We start from the raw sequence: 20,008 nt of genomic DNA on the forward strand, positions 1-20,008 counted from the left end.
ATCGACAGAGGTTCGCCGGCCCCGCCCGGCCGGCTGTGTTCGTCCTGCCCCGCAATCACTGCGAGAGAGTCGCGGCCTGAGTCTCGGCGTCGTCGTCGGCGGTCACGTCGCCGCGAGCAGCGCCATGATGTTCTTCTCGCTGACGTTCGGGCCGGTCAGCTGACCGGCGACGGCGCCGTCGCGCAGCACCAGGACGCGGTCGCAGGAACCGACGAGTTCCTCCAGGTCGGAGGAGATCAGCATGACCGCCAGCCCGTCCACCGCGAGGTCGTCGATGAGGGCCTGCACTTCGGACTTGGTGCCGATGTCGATGCCGCGGGTGGGTTCGTCGAGCATCAGGACCCGGGGGTGGGTGGCGAGCCAGCGTGCCAGCAGCACCTTCTGCTGGTTGCCGCCGGAAAGTTCCCCGACCGGCTGGTGCGGGCTGGTCGCCTTGATCCGTAGCCGCCGCATGAAGGTCTCGACGATCCGGTCGAGCCGGGCCTCGGAGACGATGCCGGCGCGGGAGAGTCGGGGGAGTGCGGCGAGCGCGATGTTGTCGCGGACCGACAGTGAGGCGATGATGCCCTCGGTCGTACGGTTCTGCGGCAGCAGTCCCACTCCGGCTCGGACGGCGCCGGCGATCGAGCGCTGGCGCAGGCGGGCGCCGGAGACGGTCACCTGCCCGGCGTCCAGCGGCATCGCGCCGGCGATCGCCTTCGCCGTCTCGCTGCGACCGGCGCCCAGCAGGCCGCTGAGGCCGACGACCTCGCCCGGTCGGAGGTTGATCGACACGCCGCCGAGCACGTGGCGGCGGGTGAGGCCGGTGGCCTGCAGGATCGGCGGGTCGGCGGGCTCGACGGCTGATGCGCCGCCGCTCGTGGTCGTCCCGAGCGTCACCCGGTGGCCGAGCATCAGCGACACGAGTCGCATCCGGTCGAGGCCGGCGAGGGGGCCGGTGTGTACCACTCGGCCGTCGCGCAGCACGGTGGCCCGGTCGCAGATCCGCTCGATCTCAGTGAGACGGTGGCTGACGTAGACGATCGACCGGCCCTGGTCGCGCAGCGTGTCGAGCATGCTGAGCAGCCGTTCGGACTGGTCGTCGTCCAGGCCGGCGGTGGGCTCGTCGAGGACGATCACCGAGGTGCCGGTGGCGACCGCGCGGGCCACCGCGACCAACTGCTGGATTCCGGCGTCGAACGACTCGAGGGGCCGTCGTACGTCGATCCGCAGGCCGCAGTCGGCCATGACGTCGCGCGCCCGGGCGTTCATCCGCGCGACGTTGATCAGGCCGAGCCGGTGGCGCGGTTCGCGGCCCAGGAACAGGTTGCGGACGACGCTCATCTGGGGAACGAGATTGGCCTCCTGATGGACCGCGCCTATCCCGGCGCGCTCGGCGTCGCGGGGGGAGGAGAACCGTACCGGCGTGCCGTGCAGCCGCAGCACCCCGGCGTCCGGTCGGTCGATGCCGCAGAGCACCTTGACCAGCGTCGACTTGCCGGCGCCGTTCTCGCCGAGGATGGCGTGCACCTCGCCCCGCCGGAGCGTGAACGAGACGTGGTCGAGGGCGCGTGTGCCGGGGAAGTCGCGGACCACGCCCGCGGCTTCGATCACGGTGCTGCTGCCTGCCACGGTGCCTCCTCGTAGCGGCCGGCGAGTCGGCTGAGGCGAATGATTGCGCACGGCGGGTGCAAAGGTAAAGACGTCAGGGGCGGGCGACGTGCAGCCGGACGGCCCGGTTGGCCAGTTCGTCGAGCACGTCGCGGGGGGCGGCGTCGTCGGTCACGAGGTGGTCGATCTCGTCCGTGGGGACGGTCTGCACCATGGTGTCGACTCCGATCTTGGTGTGGTCGGCGAGTACGACGATTTCCTCGGCGGCCGCGGCGAGCGCCCGGTCGACGCTGGCGACCTGCATGTTCGGCGTGGAGACGCCCCGTTCGGGGGTGAGACCGTTGCCCGAGATGAAGGCCCGGCGGACCCGTAGACCGGCGAGCGAGCGCTCGGCGGCGCTGCCCACCAGCGCGAGGATGGCGCCGCGCAGCGTGCCGCCGGTGAGGACGACCTCGACCCGCGGCGCGTTGGCGAGCGCCTGGGCCACCAGCAGCGAGTTGGTCACGACGGCGAGCTCGGCGTACCGGGTGAGCTGTTGGGCGAAGAGTTGGGTGGTGGTGCCGGCGCCGATGACGATGGCGTCGCCGTCCTCGACGAGCGAGGCGGCGAGCTCGGCGATGGCGGCCTTCTCGGCGGCGGCGACCTGGGCCTTCTGGGCGTAGGTGGGTTCGCGGGACAGCGCGCCGGGTGGGGTGGCCAGCGCGCCGGGCAGGGTTGCGCCGCCGTGATGGCGGTTGAGCAGCCCGTCGGCCTCCAGGATCCGCAGGTCACGTCGCACGGTGACCTCTGAGGACTGGACGGCCTGGGCGATGTCCCGCAGGGAGACCGCGCCGTTGGCGTGCATCAGTTCGAGGATGCGTTGCCGGCGCTCGGCGGCGAACATGGTTCGCCGGCCCTCGGTCGCCGTCCGGGAGTCGTCGCCAGGTGCCACGTTGTCCTCTCTTCGTGAACGGGTCGGTCTGGTTCTGATCGTACTCTTCACGCCTCCCCACCCTGGTGAGAGCGCTCCCGGATCGTTTCTGACCGGATCTGATCGAATGGTATTGACTTGAGATCGTGACGGTGATTGATTGTTTCCCAACGATTTCAGGCAGGCTCTCCCGCCCGGCCTGGCCGGCCCGATCGCCGTCCCGGGCCCGGGCGCTGCGGCCTGCCCTCTCACGCCACGCTCGTGAGAAAGGGGCCCTGAACGATGAGAAGAGCAGCCACCGCGCTGATCGCCGCGGCCTGCGTGATCGGCGGCGTGCCAGGGGTCGCGCGCGCCGAGGCGACCTGGCATCCGGGCACACCACCGATCGCCACACCGTGGACCGGCCAGGTGTCGCCCGACAACGCGCTTCCCGACTACCCCCGCCCGCAGCTGGTCCGTAAGAGGTGGGAGAGCCTGAACGGAGTCTGGCAGTTCGCGGGGGCACAGGAAGGCGAAGCCCCGCCGATCGGCGAGCCGCTCAGCGAGCGGGTGCTCGTGCCGTACCCGATCGAGTCGGCGCTGTCCGGCATTCAGCGGCACGAGGACCGCATGTGGTACCGGCGCTCCTTCCAGGTGCCGGCGAACTGGCGGATCGGCGGCGACGAGCGGCTGCGCCTCAACTTCGGCGCCGTCGACTACGACGCCACGGTCTGGGTCAACGGCGTCCAGGTCGCCACCCACCGCGGCGGCTACGACAGCTTCAGCGTCGACGTCACCGACGCCCTGCGCGGTCGGGGCGCCCAGGAGCTGGTGGTCGGCGTCGAGGACCGCACCGACAAGACCTGGCAGCCGATCGGCAAGCAGCGCAACGTGCCGGACCGGGGGATCTTCTACACCTCGTCGTCCGGCATCTGGCAGAGCGTCTGGATGGAGCCGGCGCCGGCGAGCCACGTCGACCGGCTACGGATGACGCCCGACGTGGACGACGCCAGCCTCCGGCTCACCGCGCAGGTCGCCGAGGGCGACGGCCGTACGGTCGAGGCCGTCGCGTACGCCGGCAACAAGGTCGTCGGCCGCGCCTCGGGACCGGCCGGCGCCGAGCTGCGCGTCCCGGTACCGAACCCGCAGCTCTGGTCGCCCGACTCGCCGTACCTCTACGACCTGACGGTGCGGGTGCTGGACGGCCCGAAGGAGGTCGACCGGGTCGAGTCCTACTTCGGCATGCGCGAGGTGACCAAGATCAAGGGCGCGGACGGGAAGCTCCACCTGGCCCTCAACGGCAAGATCCTGTTCAATCTGTCCACCCTCGACCAGGGTTACTGGCCGGACGGCATCTACACCGCACCGACCGACGAGGCGTTGCGCTTCGACATCGCCGAGACCAAGCGGCTCGGCTTCAACACGATACGCAAGCACATCAAGGTGGAGCCGGACCGGTGGTACTACTGGGCCGACCGCCTGGGCCTCATGGTGTGGCAGGACATGCCCGCCATGCGTACCGGCGGTATCCCGCCGGTCGACGCGCGGCAGGAGTTCGAGCGGCAGCTGAAGGAGCTCGTCGACGAGCACCAGAGCTGGACGTCTATCACGGTCTGGGTGCCGTTCAACGAGGGCTGGGGCGAGTGGGACCGCACCGCTACCGGCCGGATCGCCGACGAGCTGCGCGCCCAGGACACCAGCCGGATGGTCAACGCGCACAGCGGCGTGAACTGCTGCGCCTCCAAGGGCGACTCGGGGCGCGGCGACATCATCGACTTCCACCAATACCTCGGCCCGGCCTCACCGATCCCCAGCGGGGACCGGGTCGCTGTGGACGGCGAGCACGGCGGCCTCGGGCTGGAGGTGCCCGGCCACATGTGGTTCGGCGACGGGCACGGCTACGAGATGACGCCGGACAGCGCCACCCTCACCCGGCGCTACGTGGAGAACCAGCGCGACCTGCTGACCGTGGCCAACCGGTGCGGGCTCTCCGGCGGTGTCTACACCCAGACCACCGACGTGGAGCACGAGGTCAACGGGTTCTACACCTACGACCGCCAGATCCAGAAGATGGACTTCGACCGGGTCCGGGACGTCAACCGCGCCATCGTCCGCTCGGTCGACGGCACCGGCGCGAACGCACCGCAGCTCCCGCCGGGCGCGCCCGGGCTGACCGGGGTGGGCTGGTGGCCGCTGGACGAGGGCACCGGCACGGCGACCGACGACAAGGCCGGCAACCACGACGGGACGCTGATGAACGGCGCGACGTGGACCACCGGCCACTCCGGCAGCGCGGTGCAGCTCAACGGCCTGAACCAGTACGTCGACACCCGCGCCGCGATCCTCGACACCACCGGCAACTACACCGCGTCGGCCTGGGTGAAGCTGGACAGCCTCGGCGGGTTCGCCACCGCGGTGAGCCAGGACGGCAGCAACCACAGCGCCTTCTTCCTGCAGTACTCGGGCGCGGACAACCGGTTCGCGTTCAGCTTCGCCGGGGCCCGGGCGCTCGCGCCGACCGCACCGGAGACCGGCCGCTGGTATCACCTGGTCGGGGTGCGGGACGCCGCCACCGGCACGCTGACGCTCTACGTCGACGGGCAGCAGGCCGGCACGGCCAGTTCCTGCCTGGGCGAGGCGTCCAGCGGACCGACGGTCATCGGACGGGCCTGGTACAACAGCGGCCCGGTCGACTACTGGCGCGGCGCGATCGACCAGGTGCAGGTCTACGACCGCTCCCTGTCCGCCGCCGAGGTCGCCCAGCTCTACGCAGCGGGAGCCAGCAAGTGAGGCAGATCCGCCTGGTCGCCGTCGTCGCCGCGGTGTTGACCGCGGCGGCGACGGCCGCCCCCGGCGCCGCCGCTCCGCCGCAGGGCCCGCCGCCGGTTGCCGCGTCGCCGTATCCCACCGTCGGCGCGGGCACCCACTTCCTCGACCACCGGCGCTACCTGACCGGATACGCCGAGCCGGCCTGGTACGAGGCGAACATCCCCTTCGTGGACCTGCCCGACCAGCAGATCCAGGACGTCTACTACTACCGCTGGCGGGTGTGGAAAGAGCACCTGCGCTACGCCGGCCCGACCGACGGCTGGGTGCTGACCGAGTTCCTCGACTGCTGCGGGTACGCCGCGCCGTACCAGGCCATCAACGCCGCAGCCGGGCACCACGTCACCGAGGGCCGTTGGGTGCGCGACCGGGGCTACCTCAACGACTATCTGGCGTTCTGGCTCACCGGCCCTGGGCAGCGGCCGCAGACGGTCAACCCGGAGGCGCCCGACTGGGCGCACGAGTACAGCTTCTGGGCGGCGACGGCCGCCTACCAACGCGCGCAGGTGACCGGCGACTTCGCCTTCCTCCAGCGCCTGCAGGACGCCCTGATCGCCCAGTACCGCGATTGGGACAACCACCTCGATCCGGAGCTGGGGCTCTACTGGCAGCGCCCGGTCTGGGACGCCAAGGAGCTGTCGCCGGCGAGTTACGCCTCCAGCGACCACTTTGGCGGCGTGCACACCTTCCGGCCGTCCATCAACGCCTACCAGTATGGCGACGCGCTGGCGATCAGCGCGATCGCCCGGCGCAACGGCGACGAGAAGATCGCCGCCGAGTACGCCGGGCGTGCGGCGGCGCTCAAGGCCAACGCGCACCGGTGGCTGTGGGACCCGGAGGCGAAGTTCTGGCTGGACATCGTCGACGAGAACAACCCGAGCCACGAGCGGCAGCAGGTCCGCACCGAGGTCGGCTTCATCCCGTGGCAGTTCGGCCTGGCCGAGCCGGCCGACTCGGTGGCCTGGCGGCAGCTGCTGGACCCGCAGGGCTTCGCCTCGGCGTACGGGCCGACGACGGTCGAAAGGCGCAGCCCCTATTTCATGAGCGAAGCCGCCCAGGGGTGCTGCCACTGGGACGGACCGTCCTGGCCGTACAGCACCTCACAGGCGCTGACCGGCCTGGCGAACCTGCTCGACGACCAGCCGGCGCAGACCGACATCGGCCGCGACGACTACTACGCCCTGCTGCGGACCTATGCGCTCACCCAGTACCGCGACGGCCGGCCGTACGTCGCCGAGGCACACCACCCGGACGAGAAACGCTGGATCTACGACGGACACTCGCACAGCGAGGACTACCTCCATTCGTCGTACACCGACCTGGTCATCTCGGGTCTGCTCGGCCTGCGCCCACAGGACGGCGGCACGCTGAAGCTGAAGCCGCTGGTGCCGGACGCCTGGGACCACTACGCGATCGAAAACGTGCCCTACCACGGACACAACGTGACGGTGCTGTGGGATCGCGACGGTTCCCACTACGGGCAGGGCGCCGGGCTGCGCGTTTACGTCGACGGCGCGCTGCGTACGGTGGCCGCCGAGCCCGGCGCGCTCACCGTGCCGATCGGCGCGACCGTACCGGCCCCGCAGACCGTACGCCTGGTCAACGACGCGGCGAATTCCCTGCGTACCGGCTACCCCAAGCCCATCGCGTCCTACACCTCGCCGTATGACAATCCCTGGAACGCCCTCGACGGCAAGGTGTGGTTCAACGAGGTGCCGCAGAACACCCGGTGGACCAACTACCGGTCGCCCAACGCGCAGGACTGGTACGGCGTCGACTTCGGCGGCCCGACCCGGGTCCAGGACGTGCGCTGGTATGGCTACGACGACGGGGGCGGCGTACAGGCCGCAGCGGACTACCGGTTGCAGTACTGGACCGACGGCGCCTGGGTCGACGTCGCGGAGCAGCGCCGTTCCAGTCAGCAGCCGGTCGGGAACGGCCTCAACCGGATCACCTTCCCGGCGCTGACGACCGACCGGATCCGGCTGCTCTTCACCAACCCCGTCGGGGCGTTCGTCGGCGTCAACGAACTGCAGGCATGGAGCACCTCCAGCGCGGCCGCCGGATTCGTCGTCGGCGACGGCGGCGATGCGTCGGTGCGGCCGGGCCAGGCCACCACCGTGACCACCACGTTCACCAACCGGTCCGACCGGCCCGCCGAGGACGTCTCGGTCAGCCTCGCGGCGCCGTCCGGATGGACGGTGACGCCCCTGGACGCCGTGCTCACCCGGCGCGTGCCACCGGCCGGGACGATCACCAGCAGGTGGTCGGTCCGCCCGGCGGACGGTGTGGCGCCGTGCGACGACGCGGCGCTGACCGGCGAGGCTGTCTACACCGTCGGCGGGGTGCGGCAGCTGACGCATGCCCGGGCGACCGTCGAGGTCGGCTACGACCCGGCGCAGCGGCGCGGCCTGCGCGGCGACTACTACGTGAGTACGGGACCGGGGGTCTTCGACTTCGGTGCGCTGAAATCGTCCGCGGTCGACCCCAACCTCGACTTCGACGATCTCGAACCGGTCCTGCGGCAGCGCACCGGCCAGTCCGACGACGTCACGGTCCGGTGGACCGGCTCGATCGTGCCCAGGTACTCGGAGACCTACACCTTCTCGATGATCGGCGACAACGGCTTCCGGCTGTGGGTCGACGGGCAACTGTTGATCGACAACTGGACGGACAACTGGGACGTCGAGCGGACCGCCGCGCCGATCGCCCTGCGGGCGGGGACCAGCTACGACATCAAGGTCGAGTACTTCGAGCACTACGGCGGCTCGAACCTGCACCTGCGCTGGCAGAGCCCGAGCCAGCCGAGGGGCGCCGTCGAGACCTGTGCGCTGTATCCCCCTGCCGAATGAAGCATCCCTTAGCGAAAGGACCTCTCATGTCCAGGACATCTGGAGTGGCGGCGGTCGCGCTGGCCGCCCTGCTGGCCACCGCGGCGTGCGCCAAGAGCGAGGACAGCGGCGACACGCCCGCACCCGCCGGCAGCGCGGGCCAGCAGGTCGTGCAGAGCGCGGGTGCCACCGGCCCCACCTGCACCCTGCAGAGTTTCGGCGGGCAGAAGTTCGACCTCAAGAAGGACGTGGTCGGCTTCTCCCAGTCGGAGAAGGAAGCCAACCCCTTCCGCATCGCCGAGACCAAGTCCATCAAGGACGAGGCCGCCAAGCTCGGCATCGCCAACCTGCGGGTCACCAACGCCCAGTCCCAGTTCTCCAAGCAGATCTCGGATGTTCAGCAACTCATCGCCCAGGGCGCCAAGCTGCTGGTCATCGCGCCGCTGAACTCCGACGGCTGGGAACCGGTGCTGAAGCAGGCGGCGGAGAAGAAGATCCCGATCATCACCGTCGACCGCAAGATCAACGCTCAACCGTGCACCGACTACCTCACCTTCATCGGGTCGGACTTCTACGAGCAGGGCAAGCGGGCTGCCGACCAGATGATGCAGGCCCTCGGCGGCCAGGGTGAGGTCGCCATCCTCCTCGGCGCGCCCGGCAACAACGTCACCACCGACCGGACGAAGGGTTTCAAGGACCGCATCCAGGAGAAGGCACCCGGCATCACCATCTCCTTCGAGCAGACGGGCGAATTCACCCGGGAGAAGGGTCAGCAGGTCACCGAGCAGCTGATCCAGTCCCGACCCGGCACCAAGGGCATCTACGCCGAGAACGACGAGATGGCGCTCGGCGCGGTGACGGCGCTCAAGGGCGCCGGCAAGTCGCCCGGCCAGGTCAAGATCGTGTCGGTGGACGGCACCCGCGCCGCCGTGCGGGGCATCGTCGACGGCTGGCTGTCCGCGGTCGTCGAGTCGAACCCGCGCTTCGGCCCGCTCGCCTTCTCCACCACCCAGAAGTTCCTCGACGGGGAGGGGATCCCGGCCACCGTGATCATCAGTGACCAGGAGTACACCACGGCGAACGCCAAGGAGAGCCTGGGAAACGCGTACTGATGGCGACCGCGGTTCTGGAGGCCCGGGGAATCTCGAAGGGATTCCCCGGCGTCCTCGCCCTCGACGACGTGTCCTTCCGGCTGGACGCGGGGCAGGTCCACGCCCTCGTCGGCGAGAACGGCGCCGGCAAGTCCACCCTGATCAAGGTCCTCACCGGCGTGTACCGGCCGGACCGTGGGATGCTGCTGCTGCGCGACGAGCCGGTCACCTTCGACAACCCCCTCGCCGCCCAGCGGGCCGGGATCTCGACCATCTACCAGGAGGTCAACCTGGTCCCGCAGATGAGCCTCGCGCACAACCTCCTGCTCGGGCGCGAACCGCGCAGCCGGCTTGGGGTCATCGACACGACGCAGCTGTACGCCGAGGCCGAGCGGGTGATGACCCGGTACGGCATCCGCACCGACGTGCGCCGGGCGCTGCGCTCGTTTGGCATGGGCACCCAGCAGATGGTGGCGCTCGCCCGCGCGGTCTCCATCGAGGCCCGCGTGGTGATCATGGACGAGCCGACGTCAGCGCTGGAACCGCGAGAGGTGGACACCCTCTTCGGTGTCATCGCCGACCTGCGATCCGAGGGCATCTCGGTGATCTACGTGAGCCACCGCCTCGACGAGCTGTACCGGATCTGTGACCGGGTCACCGTGCTGCGCGACGGCCGGGTCGCGCACGACGGGCCGCTCGACGAGCTGGCCCGGGTGGACCTGGTCGCCCTGATGCTCGGCCGCGACCCCGCCGAGATCCGGCGCGATGGCGCGACGAGGTTCACCGGCGAGCACACCACCATGGCCGGCGAGCCGCTCGTCGAGGCCCGCTCGGTGTCCCGCCGACCGGTCCTGCGCGACGTGTCCGTGCAGGTCCGTCCCGGCGAGGTGGTGGGCCTGGGCGGGCTGCTGGGCGCCGGGCGCAGCGAGACGGCCAAGGCGATCGCCGGTGCCCTACCGGTCGACGCCGGCACGGTGAGGGTAGCCGGGCAACAGGTACGTCGTGGCTCTCCGGCGGCGGCGATCCGGGCCGGCGTCAGTCTCGTCCCCGAGGACCGCAAGGCCGAGGGGATCGTGCCGACCCTGTCGGTACGGGACAACATCGCGCTGGCCGCCCTGCCCCAGATGTCCCGCTCCGGAGTGGTGTCCGACGCCCGGATCGACCGGATCGTCGACAGCTTCATGCGGCGGCTGCGCATCAAGGCCGCCTCGCCGTACCAGAAGGTCTCCGAGTTGTCCGGCGGCAACCAGCAGAAGGTCCTGCTGGCCCGTTCACTGGCCACCGGCGCCAAGGTTCTGCTGCTCGACGAACCCACCCGGGGCATCGACGTCGGCGCGAAGGCCGAGGTGCAGGCGCTCATCGACGAGCTTGCGGCCGAAGGGCTCGGCGTGCTGCTGATCTCATCCGATCTGGAGGAACTCGTCGAAGGGGCGGACCGGGTTGTGGTCCTGCGCGACGGCGCGCTCGCGGGCGAGCTGAGCGGCGACCAGGTGACGGAAGAAGCGATCATGGCAACGATTGCCGCGACGGGAGAGACCGATGGCTGAGCTCGCGGCCGCGCCGCACGTGTGGGGAGGGCGAGCACGCCTGCTCGCGTGGCTGCAGGAGTACGGCGTCTACGCCTCGGTGCTCGCGCTCCTGCTCTTCAACGTGGTGTTCACGCCGCACTTCCTGGAGGTGGCGAACTTCCGGACGCAGCTCATCCAGGTCGCGCCGGTCGTGATCACCTCACTCGGCATGGCGCTGGTGATCGGCACCGAGGGCATCGACCTGTCCGTCGGTGCCGTCATGGCGCTCGCCTCGGCGATGGTGGTGCTCTACCTCGGCTACGGCGCTCCGGTCGCGATCGTCGCGGCCCTGATCGCCGGCGCGGCCGCCGGCGCCGCCGGCGGCGCGCTGGTGGCGTACGTGGGGGTGCAGCCGATCGTGGCGACGCTGGCGCTTCTGGTCGGCGTACGCGGCGTGGCGAACGTGCTGGTGCCGCAGCTGACCGAGTTCCGCAACCCCACGCTGATCACCCTGGGCAGCCGGTCGGTGCTGGGACTGCCGCTCGTGGTCATCGTCGCGGCGGTGCTCACCGTGCTGGTCGGGTTCCTGATCAAGCGCACCACCTTCGGCCGGCAGCTGGTCGCCGTGGGCGGCAACCGGGCCGCGAGCCGGCTGTCCGGCCTGCCGGTCCGACGCGTCCTGATCACGGTCTACATCATCTCCGGCCTGCTCGCCGCGGTGGCCGGCGTGCTGGCCACTTCCCGGCTGCAGGCCAGCGACCCCACCTCGCTGGGCCTGCTCATGGAACTGTCCGCGATCACCGCCGTGGTCGTCGGGGGCACCCCGCTCACCGGCGGCCGGGTCCGCGTGCTCGGCACCGTGATGGGTGCCCTGCTCATCCAGCTCCTCCAGGCCACGCTCATCAAGCACAACCTGCCGCAGTCCTGGACCCAGATGGTCCAAGCGGTCATCATCCTGGCCGCCGTCTACGCCGCCCGAGGGAGGCGCGCATGACCACCACAACGACCACCGCTGCGGACGCGGACCGCCCCGGCACCGATGCGCGGCGCGGGCCGGGCATGCTACGCCGCGAACGGATCGGCCACCTGCTGCAGCACCACGGCGCGCTCATGGTGCTGGCGGTCACCGTCGTGGTCGGGGCCGTCGCCTTCGATTCGTTCGCCACCCCGCAGAACACCGCGAACATCGCGGTGTCGTCGTCGTTCCTGGCCATCGTCGCGATCGGGATGACCTTCGTCATCATCAGCGGCGGCATCGACCTCTCCGTCGGCTCGTCCTTCGTGCTCGCCGGTGTGCTGGCCGCCTACGGCTCCCGGTATGGGCTGCTCGTCGCACTGCTGCTGCCGCTCACCGTGTGCGGCGCGATCGGACTGGTGCAAGGGCTGATCGTGGCATGCACCGGCATGGCACCGTTCATCGTGACCCTGGCCGGGCTGCTCGGCATGCGGGGCCTCATGCTCGCCGTATCCGACGAGGGGGCGAACACCTACCTGGTGCAGAACGACGCGTTCAGCGCCCTGGGCCAGGCGTCCTTCCTGGGCCTCACCGTGCCCGTCTGGATCACGCTGGGTCTGGCCCTGCTGGGCGGGGTGCTGCTGCAACGCACCGGCTTCGGCCAGAACGTCTACGCCATCGGCGGCAGCGAGGAGGCTGCGGTCCTCATGGGCGTGCCGGTCACCCGGGTCAAGGTCCTCGTCTATCTCATCTCCGGGCTGCTCGCCGGATTGGCGGGCGCCCTCAACGCCGCCCGCCTGTCCTCCGGGGTCACCATCCTCGGTGCCGGCATGGAACTCGACGTCATCGCCGCCGTGGTGATCGGCGGCACGCTACTCACCGGTGGTTCCGGCGGTCTCACCGGAACGATGGCGGGTGTGCTCCTGCTCGGGGTCATCCAGAGCCTGATCAATCAGATCGGCGTGCTCACCTCGTCGTTCCAGCAGGTCGTCAGCGGCGCGTTCCTCGCTCTGGTGGTGGTTACCCAGCGGATCCTGCACCGGGCCCAGCGGCTGTCCTGAGGGCGGCCACGGGCTGCACCAGCGCCAGGGGCGCAGCAGGACGCCGCCTGACGAGCTGCGGCTGACCGGCCGTTGGTGGTTTCGGACCATCACCGGCAGGTCCCCTTGGGCGACGAGCCGCCGCCCAAGGGGACCTGGACGAGATGGATGTGGGCCCCAGACGGTGCCCGCTCGTCGGAGAGGGCGAGGCACCATCGTGCGAGATCCCGCAGCCCGGCTCGGTCGCCGAAGATCTCAACTGAGCCGTCCACGATCTCTACGGACAGTGTGCCACCCTCCACGGGCGCCACAACGCCGCGCGCTGTCGTAGCCGGGGACCGAAACGCGATCTCATCCACGCAGCGAGTGTGCCCCACGCTCAGCCGTCGCTGCCTCGCCGTGCCACCCCGCAGGTGGAGGCGCTACGTAATACATCATTTGAATGGCGACACCCCCAGCCACCAGGCCGCCTAAAGGCTGTCTCGTAACTGGTTGAAGGCGTTGCCTGCAGCGGGGTTGATGGTTGCGAGGTCAGAGCGATGTTGTGCAGGTGGGCGATGCCGGAAGCGGTGTGGGTCAATGTGCGGGCGGCGCGGCGGTAGTCGCGCAGGATCTTCCAGTTCTTCATCCTGGCCAGGGCATGTTCGACCTGCGCGCGGACGGTGCGGTGCTGGGCGTTCAGGTCCTCCTTCCAGGCCGGCAGAGGGCTGCCGTCGCGGTTCTTGCGGTACGGGATGATCACCTCGGGGTTGCCGCGGTAGCCGCCGTCGGCCATGACTGGCCGTCCGGCCAGTTTCTGGTCGATGCCGGAGGTGCGGTAGACGATCGTGTCGTTGCGGTTGCCGGGCTGTGGGTCACCGAGGGCGATGACCAGGCGGGTGCCGGCGTCGATGGCGACCTGCAGGTTCGTCGAGTAGCGGTAGTTCTTGCTCGGCGCGGCCAGCCGGTGGTCTCGGGTGGGGATGAGGGTGCCGTCGACGATCGCGATCTGGTCTACCGGGCGCCGGCGGACCGAGGCCAGGGCAAGCAGCGGGCCGAGGGTGTCGATGACCCGGTGCGCGGCGGAGTGCGACACCCCGAACAGCGGGCCGATCTGCCGCATGGTCAGGTTCGTGCGCCAGTACGCGGCCACCAGCAGCACCCGATCCGGCAGGTCCAGGGCCCACTGCCGGCCCGGCCGGCCTCTTCTCGGCGAGGGCAAAGGCGATTATCAGCCCCGACGCCAAGGCTAGTGCGAGCGATCATCGTCGCTGGGGGCGTCGGCGGCGGCCGCGGCGCGGGCCGCCTCGGCGAGGATGACGTCGGTGAAGAGAGCGGTGACATCGAGGCCGACGATAGCGATGGTGTGGTTCTGGCCGGCAGGCATCTGGCGGGCGGACTCGTTGCGGACGTAGCCGAGTTGGCGATGGAGTTCCGGGCGCGCGTGCCCGGTAGTGGCGATGTGAGCCTTGACACGTACTCGAACTTTGGCTTAGCTTCCTAGAACAGGCGGCATTGAAACGATTCAACTCGCCCGGATGTCGCTCGCTATTCGCGTACGAGCCCGCCTACGACGGGGCCTCTGACATCTGCGATAGATGGGAGCAGTACTGATGACCGACCGGGCAGCGGTGACGGCGGCCTTGCGGGCGCAGCGGATCGAGACGCCCTCGTGGGCCTACGGCAACTCCGGCACCCGCTTCAAGGTGTTCGCCCAGGAAGGCGTGCCGCGAAACGCGTACGAGAAGGTGGACGACGCCGCGACGGTGCACCGGTTCACCGGCGTGGCACCGAGCGTGGCGCTGCACATCCCGTGGGACCGGGTGGACGACCACGCCGACCTCGCCAAGCACGCGCAGGAGGTGGGGATCCGGCTGGGCGCCATCAATCCGAACGTGTTCCAGGAGGACGACTACCGCCTGGGCAGCGTCTGCAACCCCGATCCGGCGGTGCGGCGCAAGGCGCTGGACCATCTGCTGGAATGCGTGGAGATCGGTGTGGCGACCGGCTCGACGATCCTGAGCCTGTGGTTCGCCGACGGCACGAACTATCCGGGCCAGGACAGCATCCAGGCCCGACAGGACCGGCTGGCCGAGGCGCTGGCGGCGACGTACGCCGCGATGCCCGCGAACATGCGGATGCTGCTGGAGTACAAGCTCTTCGAGCCCGCCTTCTACACCATGGACGTCCCGGACTGGGGCACGTCGTACGCGCACTGCCTGACGCTGGGGGAGCGGGCCCAGGTACTGGTCGACACCGGACACCATGCGCCGGGGACGAACATCGAGTTCATCGTGGCGTTCCTGCTGCGGGCGCGACGGCTCGGCGGTTTCCACTTCAACAGCCGCTTCTACGCCGACGACGACCTGATGGTCGGCGCGGCCGACCCGTTCCAGCTGTTCCGGATCATGCACGAGATCGTGCAGGCTGGCGGCCTGGACCCGGAGGCCGACGTGGCGTTCATGCTCGACCAGTGCCACAACATCGAGCCGAAGATCCCCGCGATGATCCGGTCGGTGCTGAACGTACAGGAGGCCACGGCCAAGGCGCTGCTGGTCGATTCCGACGCGCTGCGCGTGGCGCAGGAGAACGGGGACGTGCTCGGTGCTAACGCACTGCTGATGGACGCGTTCAACACCGACGTGCGGCCGCTGCTGGCCGAACTGCGCGAGGAGATGGGGATCGACCCGGACCCCATCGCCGCCTACCACCGCTCCGGCCATCACGAGCGACTGGTCGCCGAGCGCCGCGGCGGTGCTCAGGCTGGCTGGGGCGCCTGACTGGTACGACCCGAAAGGGGTGCGGCAGGTGAACCGCGTTGCCGAGCCACGTCCTGAGCTGTCCGACGAGGACGTGGCTCTCCTCTCACTGCTCGCCCGGGGACTGTCGCTGGAGGCCGTCGCCCGCCGGCTAGAGACATCGGAGCGGACGGTGCGCCGCCGGACCCGGACTATCTGTGACCGGCTGGGGGTGAACACGGCGATCGAGGCGGTGGTCTGGGCCGCGCGGCGCAGTCTGATCTGACCCGCGACCGGTGGCCCGATGCGGTGGCCCGCCGGCCGCCAGTCGAGCCCTGGCGCCCGACGCGGCTGGCCGGATCCGGACACGGGGTTGCATCGATGTTTCCAGGCGGGGCTGGTCGCCGAGGTGACCCGCGGCGTCAATGACCAGGTGTGGAACGAGCCCGCGAGGTGCGCCGCCAGTCCGCCGGGCAGCTCCGGACCATTCCACCGGAGGGCAGCGTTTTCGCGGTGCTGTCCGGAGTCGCCTCGGCCGAACCGGACCGATCGGGTCCTTGAGAGGCTGGAGCCAGCTCTGGACGCCGTACGGCGCGAAGCCCGGCACCGGCTCGATGCCGCAGATGGTCTGCCCGTTCATGGAGGTGATCGGGCCGGGCGGCACCACCGGCAGGATCGCCGTCCTCGCCGACGGGCTGACGACGGTCACTGTCGCCGGGCGGCTGGCCTGGCACGCGATAAGGCCAAGGCGTACGGGGCGCACAGCGACGGCCGGTATGTCTACCCACCGGCGTGCCCGCCGGAGCCCACACGATCAGCGCTCACCCCGCCGACGACTGACACCGCCGCAACCCGGGCCCGCCGACCAGCGCCATTGGACGGCGGTCCGCCGGAACGTCGTCGTCCGAAGCCGTGGGGCGGGCGTCTGTTCCTCCGCCGTCACTTGTGGTGTCACCGCGGCACGGTCCGCTCGCTGTTGCCCCGGCGCGGTAACCGAACCGAAACCGAAACCGAACGTGAGTCAATCGAAACTGTTACGACGGCGACTTCTCTTTCCTTTATTGACCGTCCCGCTGACTGTGTCTAGCGTCACCTCACCACCGCAACGGAGGGATCGCGGAACCATGCCGGGGATTGCCGAGCACGAGCGCCAGCAACACGTGCTGCGCCTGCTCGACGGCCAGGGCCGAGTCAGCATCGGGGACCTGATCGAACGGTTCGGTGTCTCGGCCGTGACGATCCGCAAGGACCTCGAATCGCTCGAACGGCGCCGGCTGCTGCGGCGCGTCCGCGGCGGCGCCGTGCCCCACGACGGCGCCGACGAGGGCGCCTTCGAGATGCGACTGCGTCACAGCGAGGCTGCGAAGCAGGCGATCGCCCGCGCCGCCGCGGCGCACGTCAAGGACGGCGACGCCATCTGCCTGGACTGCAGCACGACCTGCTACTACCTCGCGGTGGAACTGCGGGCCCGGCGCGGCCTGGTCGTGGTGACCAACGGGTTGCGCGCCGCCGACGTGCTCAGCGAGTCCGACGCGATCACCGTCGTCGTGCTCGGCGGCACCGTACGCCGCTCGTCCCAGTCCCTCGTCGGTGACTTCGGCGACGACCTGTCGTCGCGGGGCCGGCTCAGCGTCGGCTTCTTCGGGCTGCGGTCTCTCAGCCCCACGCACGGGCTGATGGAGTTGAGCCTGGAGGAGACCACGGTCAAGCGGCGGCTCGCCGCGGCCTGCGACCGCGTCTACGGGCTCTTCGACTCCTCGAAGCTCGGGCGCTTCGGCCTGCACCCCTTCGTCGCCACCGATCACCTCACCGGTCTCGTCACCGACGACGGCACCCCGGACGACGTCGCACGACAGTGGTCGTCCCGGGGGGTGCCGGTGGAGCGCGTACCGGTCACCAGGGGAGGAGAATCATGAGCCGCCGCCGCTGCGTCGCCGTGGACCTCGGTGCGGAGAGCGGCCGCATCGTCGTGGGCACCTTCGACGGGCGGCGGCTGGAGACGGAGATCGTGCACCGCTTCCCGAACCAGCCGCACGTGGTCGACGGGCACCTGCGCTGGGACATGACCGCGCTGTGGCACGAGATCCTGGCAGGCCTCGGCCGCGCCGGAGCCAGCGGCCGGGTCGACTCGGTGGGCGTGGACACCTGGGGGATCGACTACGGCTACGTGGACGAGCGGGGCGACCTCGTCGCCGACCCGGTGTCGCACCGGGACGCCCGTACGGAGGGGATGCTCGCGGAAGCCACGCGTATCGTCGGACGCGACCGGCTCTACGGCAGCACCGGCGTCCAGCTCATGGAGATCAACTCCGTCTTTCAGCTCCTCGCCGAGTCCCGCGCCGGCGGCCCGCCGCCGCAAGCCCGCCGCCTGCTCATGATGCCGGACCTGTTCCACCACCTGATGTCCGGCGCCAGCGTCGCAGAGTTCACGGCCGTCAGCACCACCGGAGCGTACGACGTCGCGGGCCGGACCTGGGCCACCAAGCTCCTCGACGACCTCGGCGTCCGAACCGATCTGCTGCCCGAGGTGGTGGACGCCGGCACCGACCTTGGTCCGGTCGTGTCCCCGCTGGCCGCGTTGCCCGGCCTGGCCGGCGCCCGGGTCATCACACCCGGCAGCCACGACACCGCCAGCGCCGTCGCGGCCGTGCCGTTTGACAATCCGTACGCCGGCTACGTCTCCTCCGGCACCTGGTCGCTCGCCGGCGTGGAGCTGGCGCACCCCGTGGTGGACGAGGGTTCGCGCGAGGCGAACCTCACCAACGAGGGCGGTGTGGCCGGGACGGTCCGGCTGTTGCGCAACGTGATGGGGCTCTGGGTGCTGCAGGAGTGCCGGCGCCAGTGGGCGCGGGAGGGCCACGACATCGACTACCCGGCGCTGGTCGCGCTGGCCGCCGAGGCGCCGGCGGCGCGCAGCGTCGTCGACGTCGATCACCCCTCGTTCGTACGCCCCGGCGACATGCCCGCGCGGATCCGCGCCTACTGCCGGGCCACCGGCCAGCCGGTGCCCGCCGGCATGGGTGAGGTGGCCCGGTGCGTCCTGGAAGGCCTGGCCCTGCGCTATCGCGTGGCCTTCGAGTCGATCGTGAAGGTGACGGGGCGGCCGATGACCGCCGTGCACATCGTTGGCGGTGGATCCCGCAACGATCTGCTCAACCAGTTGACCGCCGACACCACCGGACTACCCGTCCGCACGGGGCCCGTCGAGGCCACCTCCATGGGCAACCTGCTCGTCCAGCTCATGGCGCTCGGCGAGCTCGCGGGACTGGATGACATACGAGAGGTGGTCCGACAGGACGACCACGGTCGCCTCGTCGAACCGCGCGACCCCGCCATGTGGGGGGAGCACTACACCCGATTCCGCGACGTCGTCGCGTCGGTTTCGCCCGGGCAAGACCTGGTCGAGTAACCATTCCAAATCCGCCGCCCCGGGGCGGCGTCCTGCACCCGCCGGGCGGGGGCAGGCTAGAGAGGAGTATCCATGCGGATGTCGAAGAGGGCGACGACACTGCTCGCCGTCGGGCTCGTCGGCGCGCTCGCGATGGCCGGCTGCAGCAAGAAGGGTGGCGGCAGCGGGTCGTCGAGCGAGTCCGGCGGCAGCCAGAAGCAGATCAGCGTCGCGTTCGTTCCGAAGCTGCAGGGCATCCCGTACTTCGAGGCGATGAACACCGGCGGCCAGAAGGCCGCCAAGGACCTCGGTATCAACTGGATCTACAAGGGGTCCACCACGGCGGACCCGGGGGCGCAGACGGACATCGTCAAGTCCCTGATCCAGCAGAAGGTCGACGTCCTCGTCGTCGCACCCAACGACCCCGACTCGATGGCGCCGGTGCTCGCCGACGCGAAGGCCAAGGGCATCCACGTCATGACGTCGGACACCGACGCGCCGAACTCGGTGCGCGAGGTGTTCGTCAACCAAGCCAACACCGAGGGCATCGGCCAGGCGCTCACGGACTCGCTGCTGGAGAAGATGGGCGGCCAGGGCAAGTACGCCATCGTCTCCTGCGGCCAGACCGCCGCGAACCTGAACGCCTGGATCGATGTGCAGAAGAAGTACACCGCGGAGAAGTACCCCAAGGCGCAGATCGTCGACACCGTCTACGCGGGTGAGGACGAGGCCAAGGCGGTCTCGATGGCCAAGGACCTGATGAACGCCCACCCCGACCTGACCGGCCTGGTCGGAGAGTGCACCAGCTCGGCGCCGGGGGTCGCGAAGGCCGTCCGCGAGGCCGGCAAGGTCGGCAAGGTCTTCACGGTCGGCCTCGGCACGCCGCAGGCGATGAAGCCGTACCTGGCCGACGGCTCGTCCAGCGCGGCGATCCTGTGGAACGTGGAGAACCTCGGCTACCTGACCGCGTGGGCGGGCAAGCAGCTCGCCGAGGGCAAGACGTTCGCGAGCGACAACCAGGTCAGCAGCGACCTCAGTGGCGTCAAGTACTTCAGCGACAAGAAGGAACTGCTGCTCGGCGACCCGCTGCGGATCACCAAGGACAACGTCGACCAGTTCAACTACTAGCAGGCGCGGCGGGTCGGGCCCTCGGCCCGGCCCGCCCCACCGGAG

The 20,008-nt window shown here is 70.2% G+C and carries 15 protein-coding genes and 1 pseudogene; 11 read left to right on the plus strand and 5 right to left on the minus strand.

Annotated elements, in window-relative coordinates; genetic code table 11:
* Positions 1–102 precede the first annotated feature (102 nt).
* Both AC0OLQ_RS17195 and AC0OLQ_RS17200 read right to left on the minus strand, forming a co-directional pair.
* Complete coding sequence (locus AC0OLQ_RS17195) at positions 103–1,611, minus strand: sugar ABC transporter ATP-binding protein (protein WP_484532186.1); 1,509 nt, start codon at positions 1,609–1,611, stop codon at positions 103–105.
* A gap of 73 nt (positions 1,612–1,684) precedes the next feature.
* Positions 1,685–2,521, minus strand: coding sequence for a DeoR/GlpR family DNA-binding transcription regulator (locus AC0OLQ_RS17200; protein ID WP_322443216.1), 837 nt, complete (start codon positions 2,519–2,521; stop codon positions 1,685–1,687).
* A 261-nt stretch (positions 2,522–2,782) separates the two neighbouring features.
* Between AC0OLQ_RS17200 and AC0OLQ_RS17205 the strand changes: the two genes are divergently transcribed.
* Genes AC0OLQ_RS17205 through AC0OLQ_RS17230 form a run of 6 tightly spaced genes read left to right on the plus strand, consistent with a single transcriptional unit; the run spans position 2,783 to position 12,751 of the window.
* Positions 2,783–5,269 carry a LamG-like jellyroll fold domain-containing protein gene (locus AC0OLQ_RS17205; protein ID WP_484532187.1) on the plus strand — a complete coding sequence of 829 codons (2,487 nt, stop codon included), beginning with the start codon at positions 2,783–2,785 and terminating at the stop codon, positions 5,267–5,269.
* On the plus strand, positions 5,266–8,157 hold the full coding sequence (locus tag AC0OLQ_RS17210) for an MGH1-like glycoside hydrolase domain-containing protein (RefSeq protein ID WP_484532188.1): 2,892 nt from the start codon (positions 5,266–5,268) through the stop codon (positions 8,155–8,157). Before AC0OLQ_RS17205 ends, AC0OLQ_RS17210 begins: the two co-directional genes overlap by 4 nt.
* A gap of 26 nt (positions 8,158–8,183) precedes the next feature.
* The gene (locus AC0OLQ_RS17215; protein ID WP_484532189.1) at positions 8,184–9,248 is read left to right on the plus strand and encodes an ABC transporter substrate-binding protein; all 1,065 of its coding nucleotides are present in this window, start codon (positions 8,184–8,186) and stop codon (positions 9,246–9,248) included.
* A complete protein-coding gene (locus AC0OLQ_RS17220) occupies positions 9,248–10,774 on the plus strand; it encodes a sugar ABC transporter ATP-binding protein (protein ID WP_484532190.1) in 1,527 nt (508 codons plus the stop codon). Before AC0OLQ_RS17215 ends, AC0OLQ_RS17220 begins: the two co-directional genes overlap by 1 nt.
* Positions 10,767–11,729 (plus strand): ABC transporter permease, encoded by a 963-nt coding sequence (locus AC0OLQ_RS17225; RefSeq protein WP_484532191.1) that lies wholly within the window; start codon positions 10,767–10,769, stop codon positions 11,727–11,729. Before AC0OLQ_RS17220 ends, AC0OLQ_RS17225 begins: the two co-directional genes overlap by 8 nt.
* Positions 11,726–12,751 carry an ABC transporter permease gene (locus tag AC0OLQ_RS17230; protein ID WP_484532192.1) on the plus strand — a complete coding sequence of 342 codons (1,026 nt, stop codon included), beginning with the start codon at positions 11,726–11,728 and terminating at the stop codon, positions 12,749–12,751. The genes AC0OLQ_RS17225 and AC0OLQ_RS17230 overlap by 4 nt, the downstream gene beginning before the upstream one ends.
* Before the next feature lie 89 nt (positions 12,752–12,840).
* On the opposite strand, the gene AC0OLQ_RS17235 is transcribed toward AC0OLQ_RS17230, so the two are convergent.
* The 3 genes and pseudogenes from AC0OLQ_RS17235 to AC0OLQ_RS17245 form a co-directional block, all read right to left on the minus strand.
* On the minus strand, positions 12,841–13,107 hold the full coding sequence (locus AC0OLQ_RS17235) for an Imm32 family immunity protein (protein ID WP_484532193.1): 267 nt from the start codon (positions 13,105–13,107) through the stop codon (positions 12,841–12,843).
* A 152-nt stretch (positions 13,108–13,259) separates the two neighbouring features.
* A pseudogene (locus AC0OLQ_RS17240) lies at positions 13,260–13,913 on the minus strand (transposase family protein); the annotation flags it as partial.
* Positions 13,914–13,958: 45 nt separating this feature from the next.
* Positions 13,959–14,096, minus strand: a complete 138-nt coding sequence (locus tag AC0OLQ_RS17245; protein WP_484532194.1) for a hypothetical protein — start codon at positions 14,094–14,096, stop codon at positions 13,959–13,961.
* 226 nt (positions 14,097–14,322) lie between these two features.
* On the opposite strand from AC0OLQ_RS17245, the gene rhaI reads away from it, so the two are divergent.
* The 5 genes from rhaI (at position 14,323) to AC0OLQ_RS17270 (ending at position 19,963) form a co-directional block, all read left to right on the plus strand.
* Complete coding sequence (rhaI, locus tag AC0OLQ_RS17250) at positions 14,323–15,489, plus strand: L-rhamnose isomerase (protein ID WP_357333683.1); 1,167 nt, start codon at positions 14,323–14,325, stop codon at positions 15,487–15,489.
* Positions 15,490–15,517: 28 nt separating this feature from the next.
* Positions 15,518–15,733: a LuxR C-terminal-related transcriptional regulator gene (locus AC0OLQ_RS17255; RefSeq protein ID WP_262286776.1), complete on the plus strand. Its 216-nt coding sequence runs from the start codon at positions 15,518–15,520 to the stop codon at positions 15,731–15,733.
* A gap of 838 nt (positions 15,734–16,571) precedes the next feature.
* Positions 16,572–17,363: a DeoR/GlpR family DNA-binding transcription regulator gene (locus AC0OLQ_RS17260; protein ID WP_484532195.1), complete on the plus strand. Its 792-nt coding sequence runs from the start codon at positions 16,572–16,574 to the stop codon at positions 17,361–17,363.
* A complete protein-coding gene (locus AC0OLQ_RS17265) occupies positions 17,360–18,856 on the plus strand; it encodes a rhamnulokinase (protein WP_484532196.1) in 1,497 nt (498 codons plus the stop codon). Before AC0OLQ_RS17260 ends, AC0OLQ_RS17265 begins: the two co-directional genes overlap by 4 nt.
* 72 nt (positions 18,857–18,928) lie before the next feature.
* A complete protein-coding gene (locus AC0OLQ_RS17270; protein WP_484532197.1) occupies positions 18,929–19,963 on the plus strand; it encodes an autoinducer 2 ABC transporter substrate-binding protein in 1,035 nt (344 codons plus the stop codon).
* Positions 19,964–20,008 lie beyond the last annotated feature (45 nt).

Source organism: Micromonospora sp. Utrum1 (assembly GCF_057197805.1).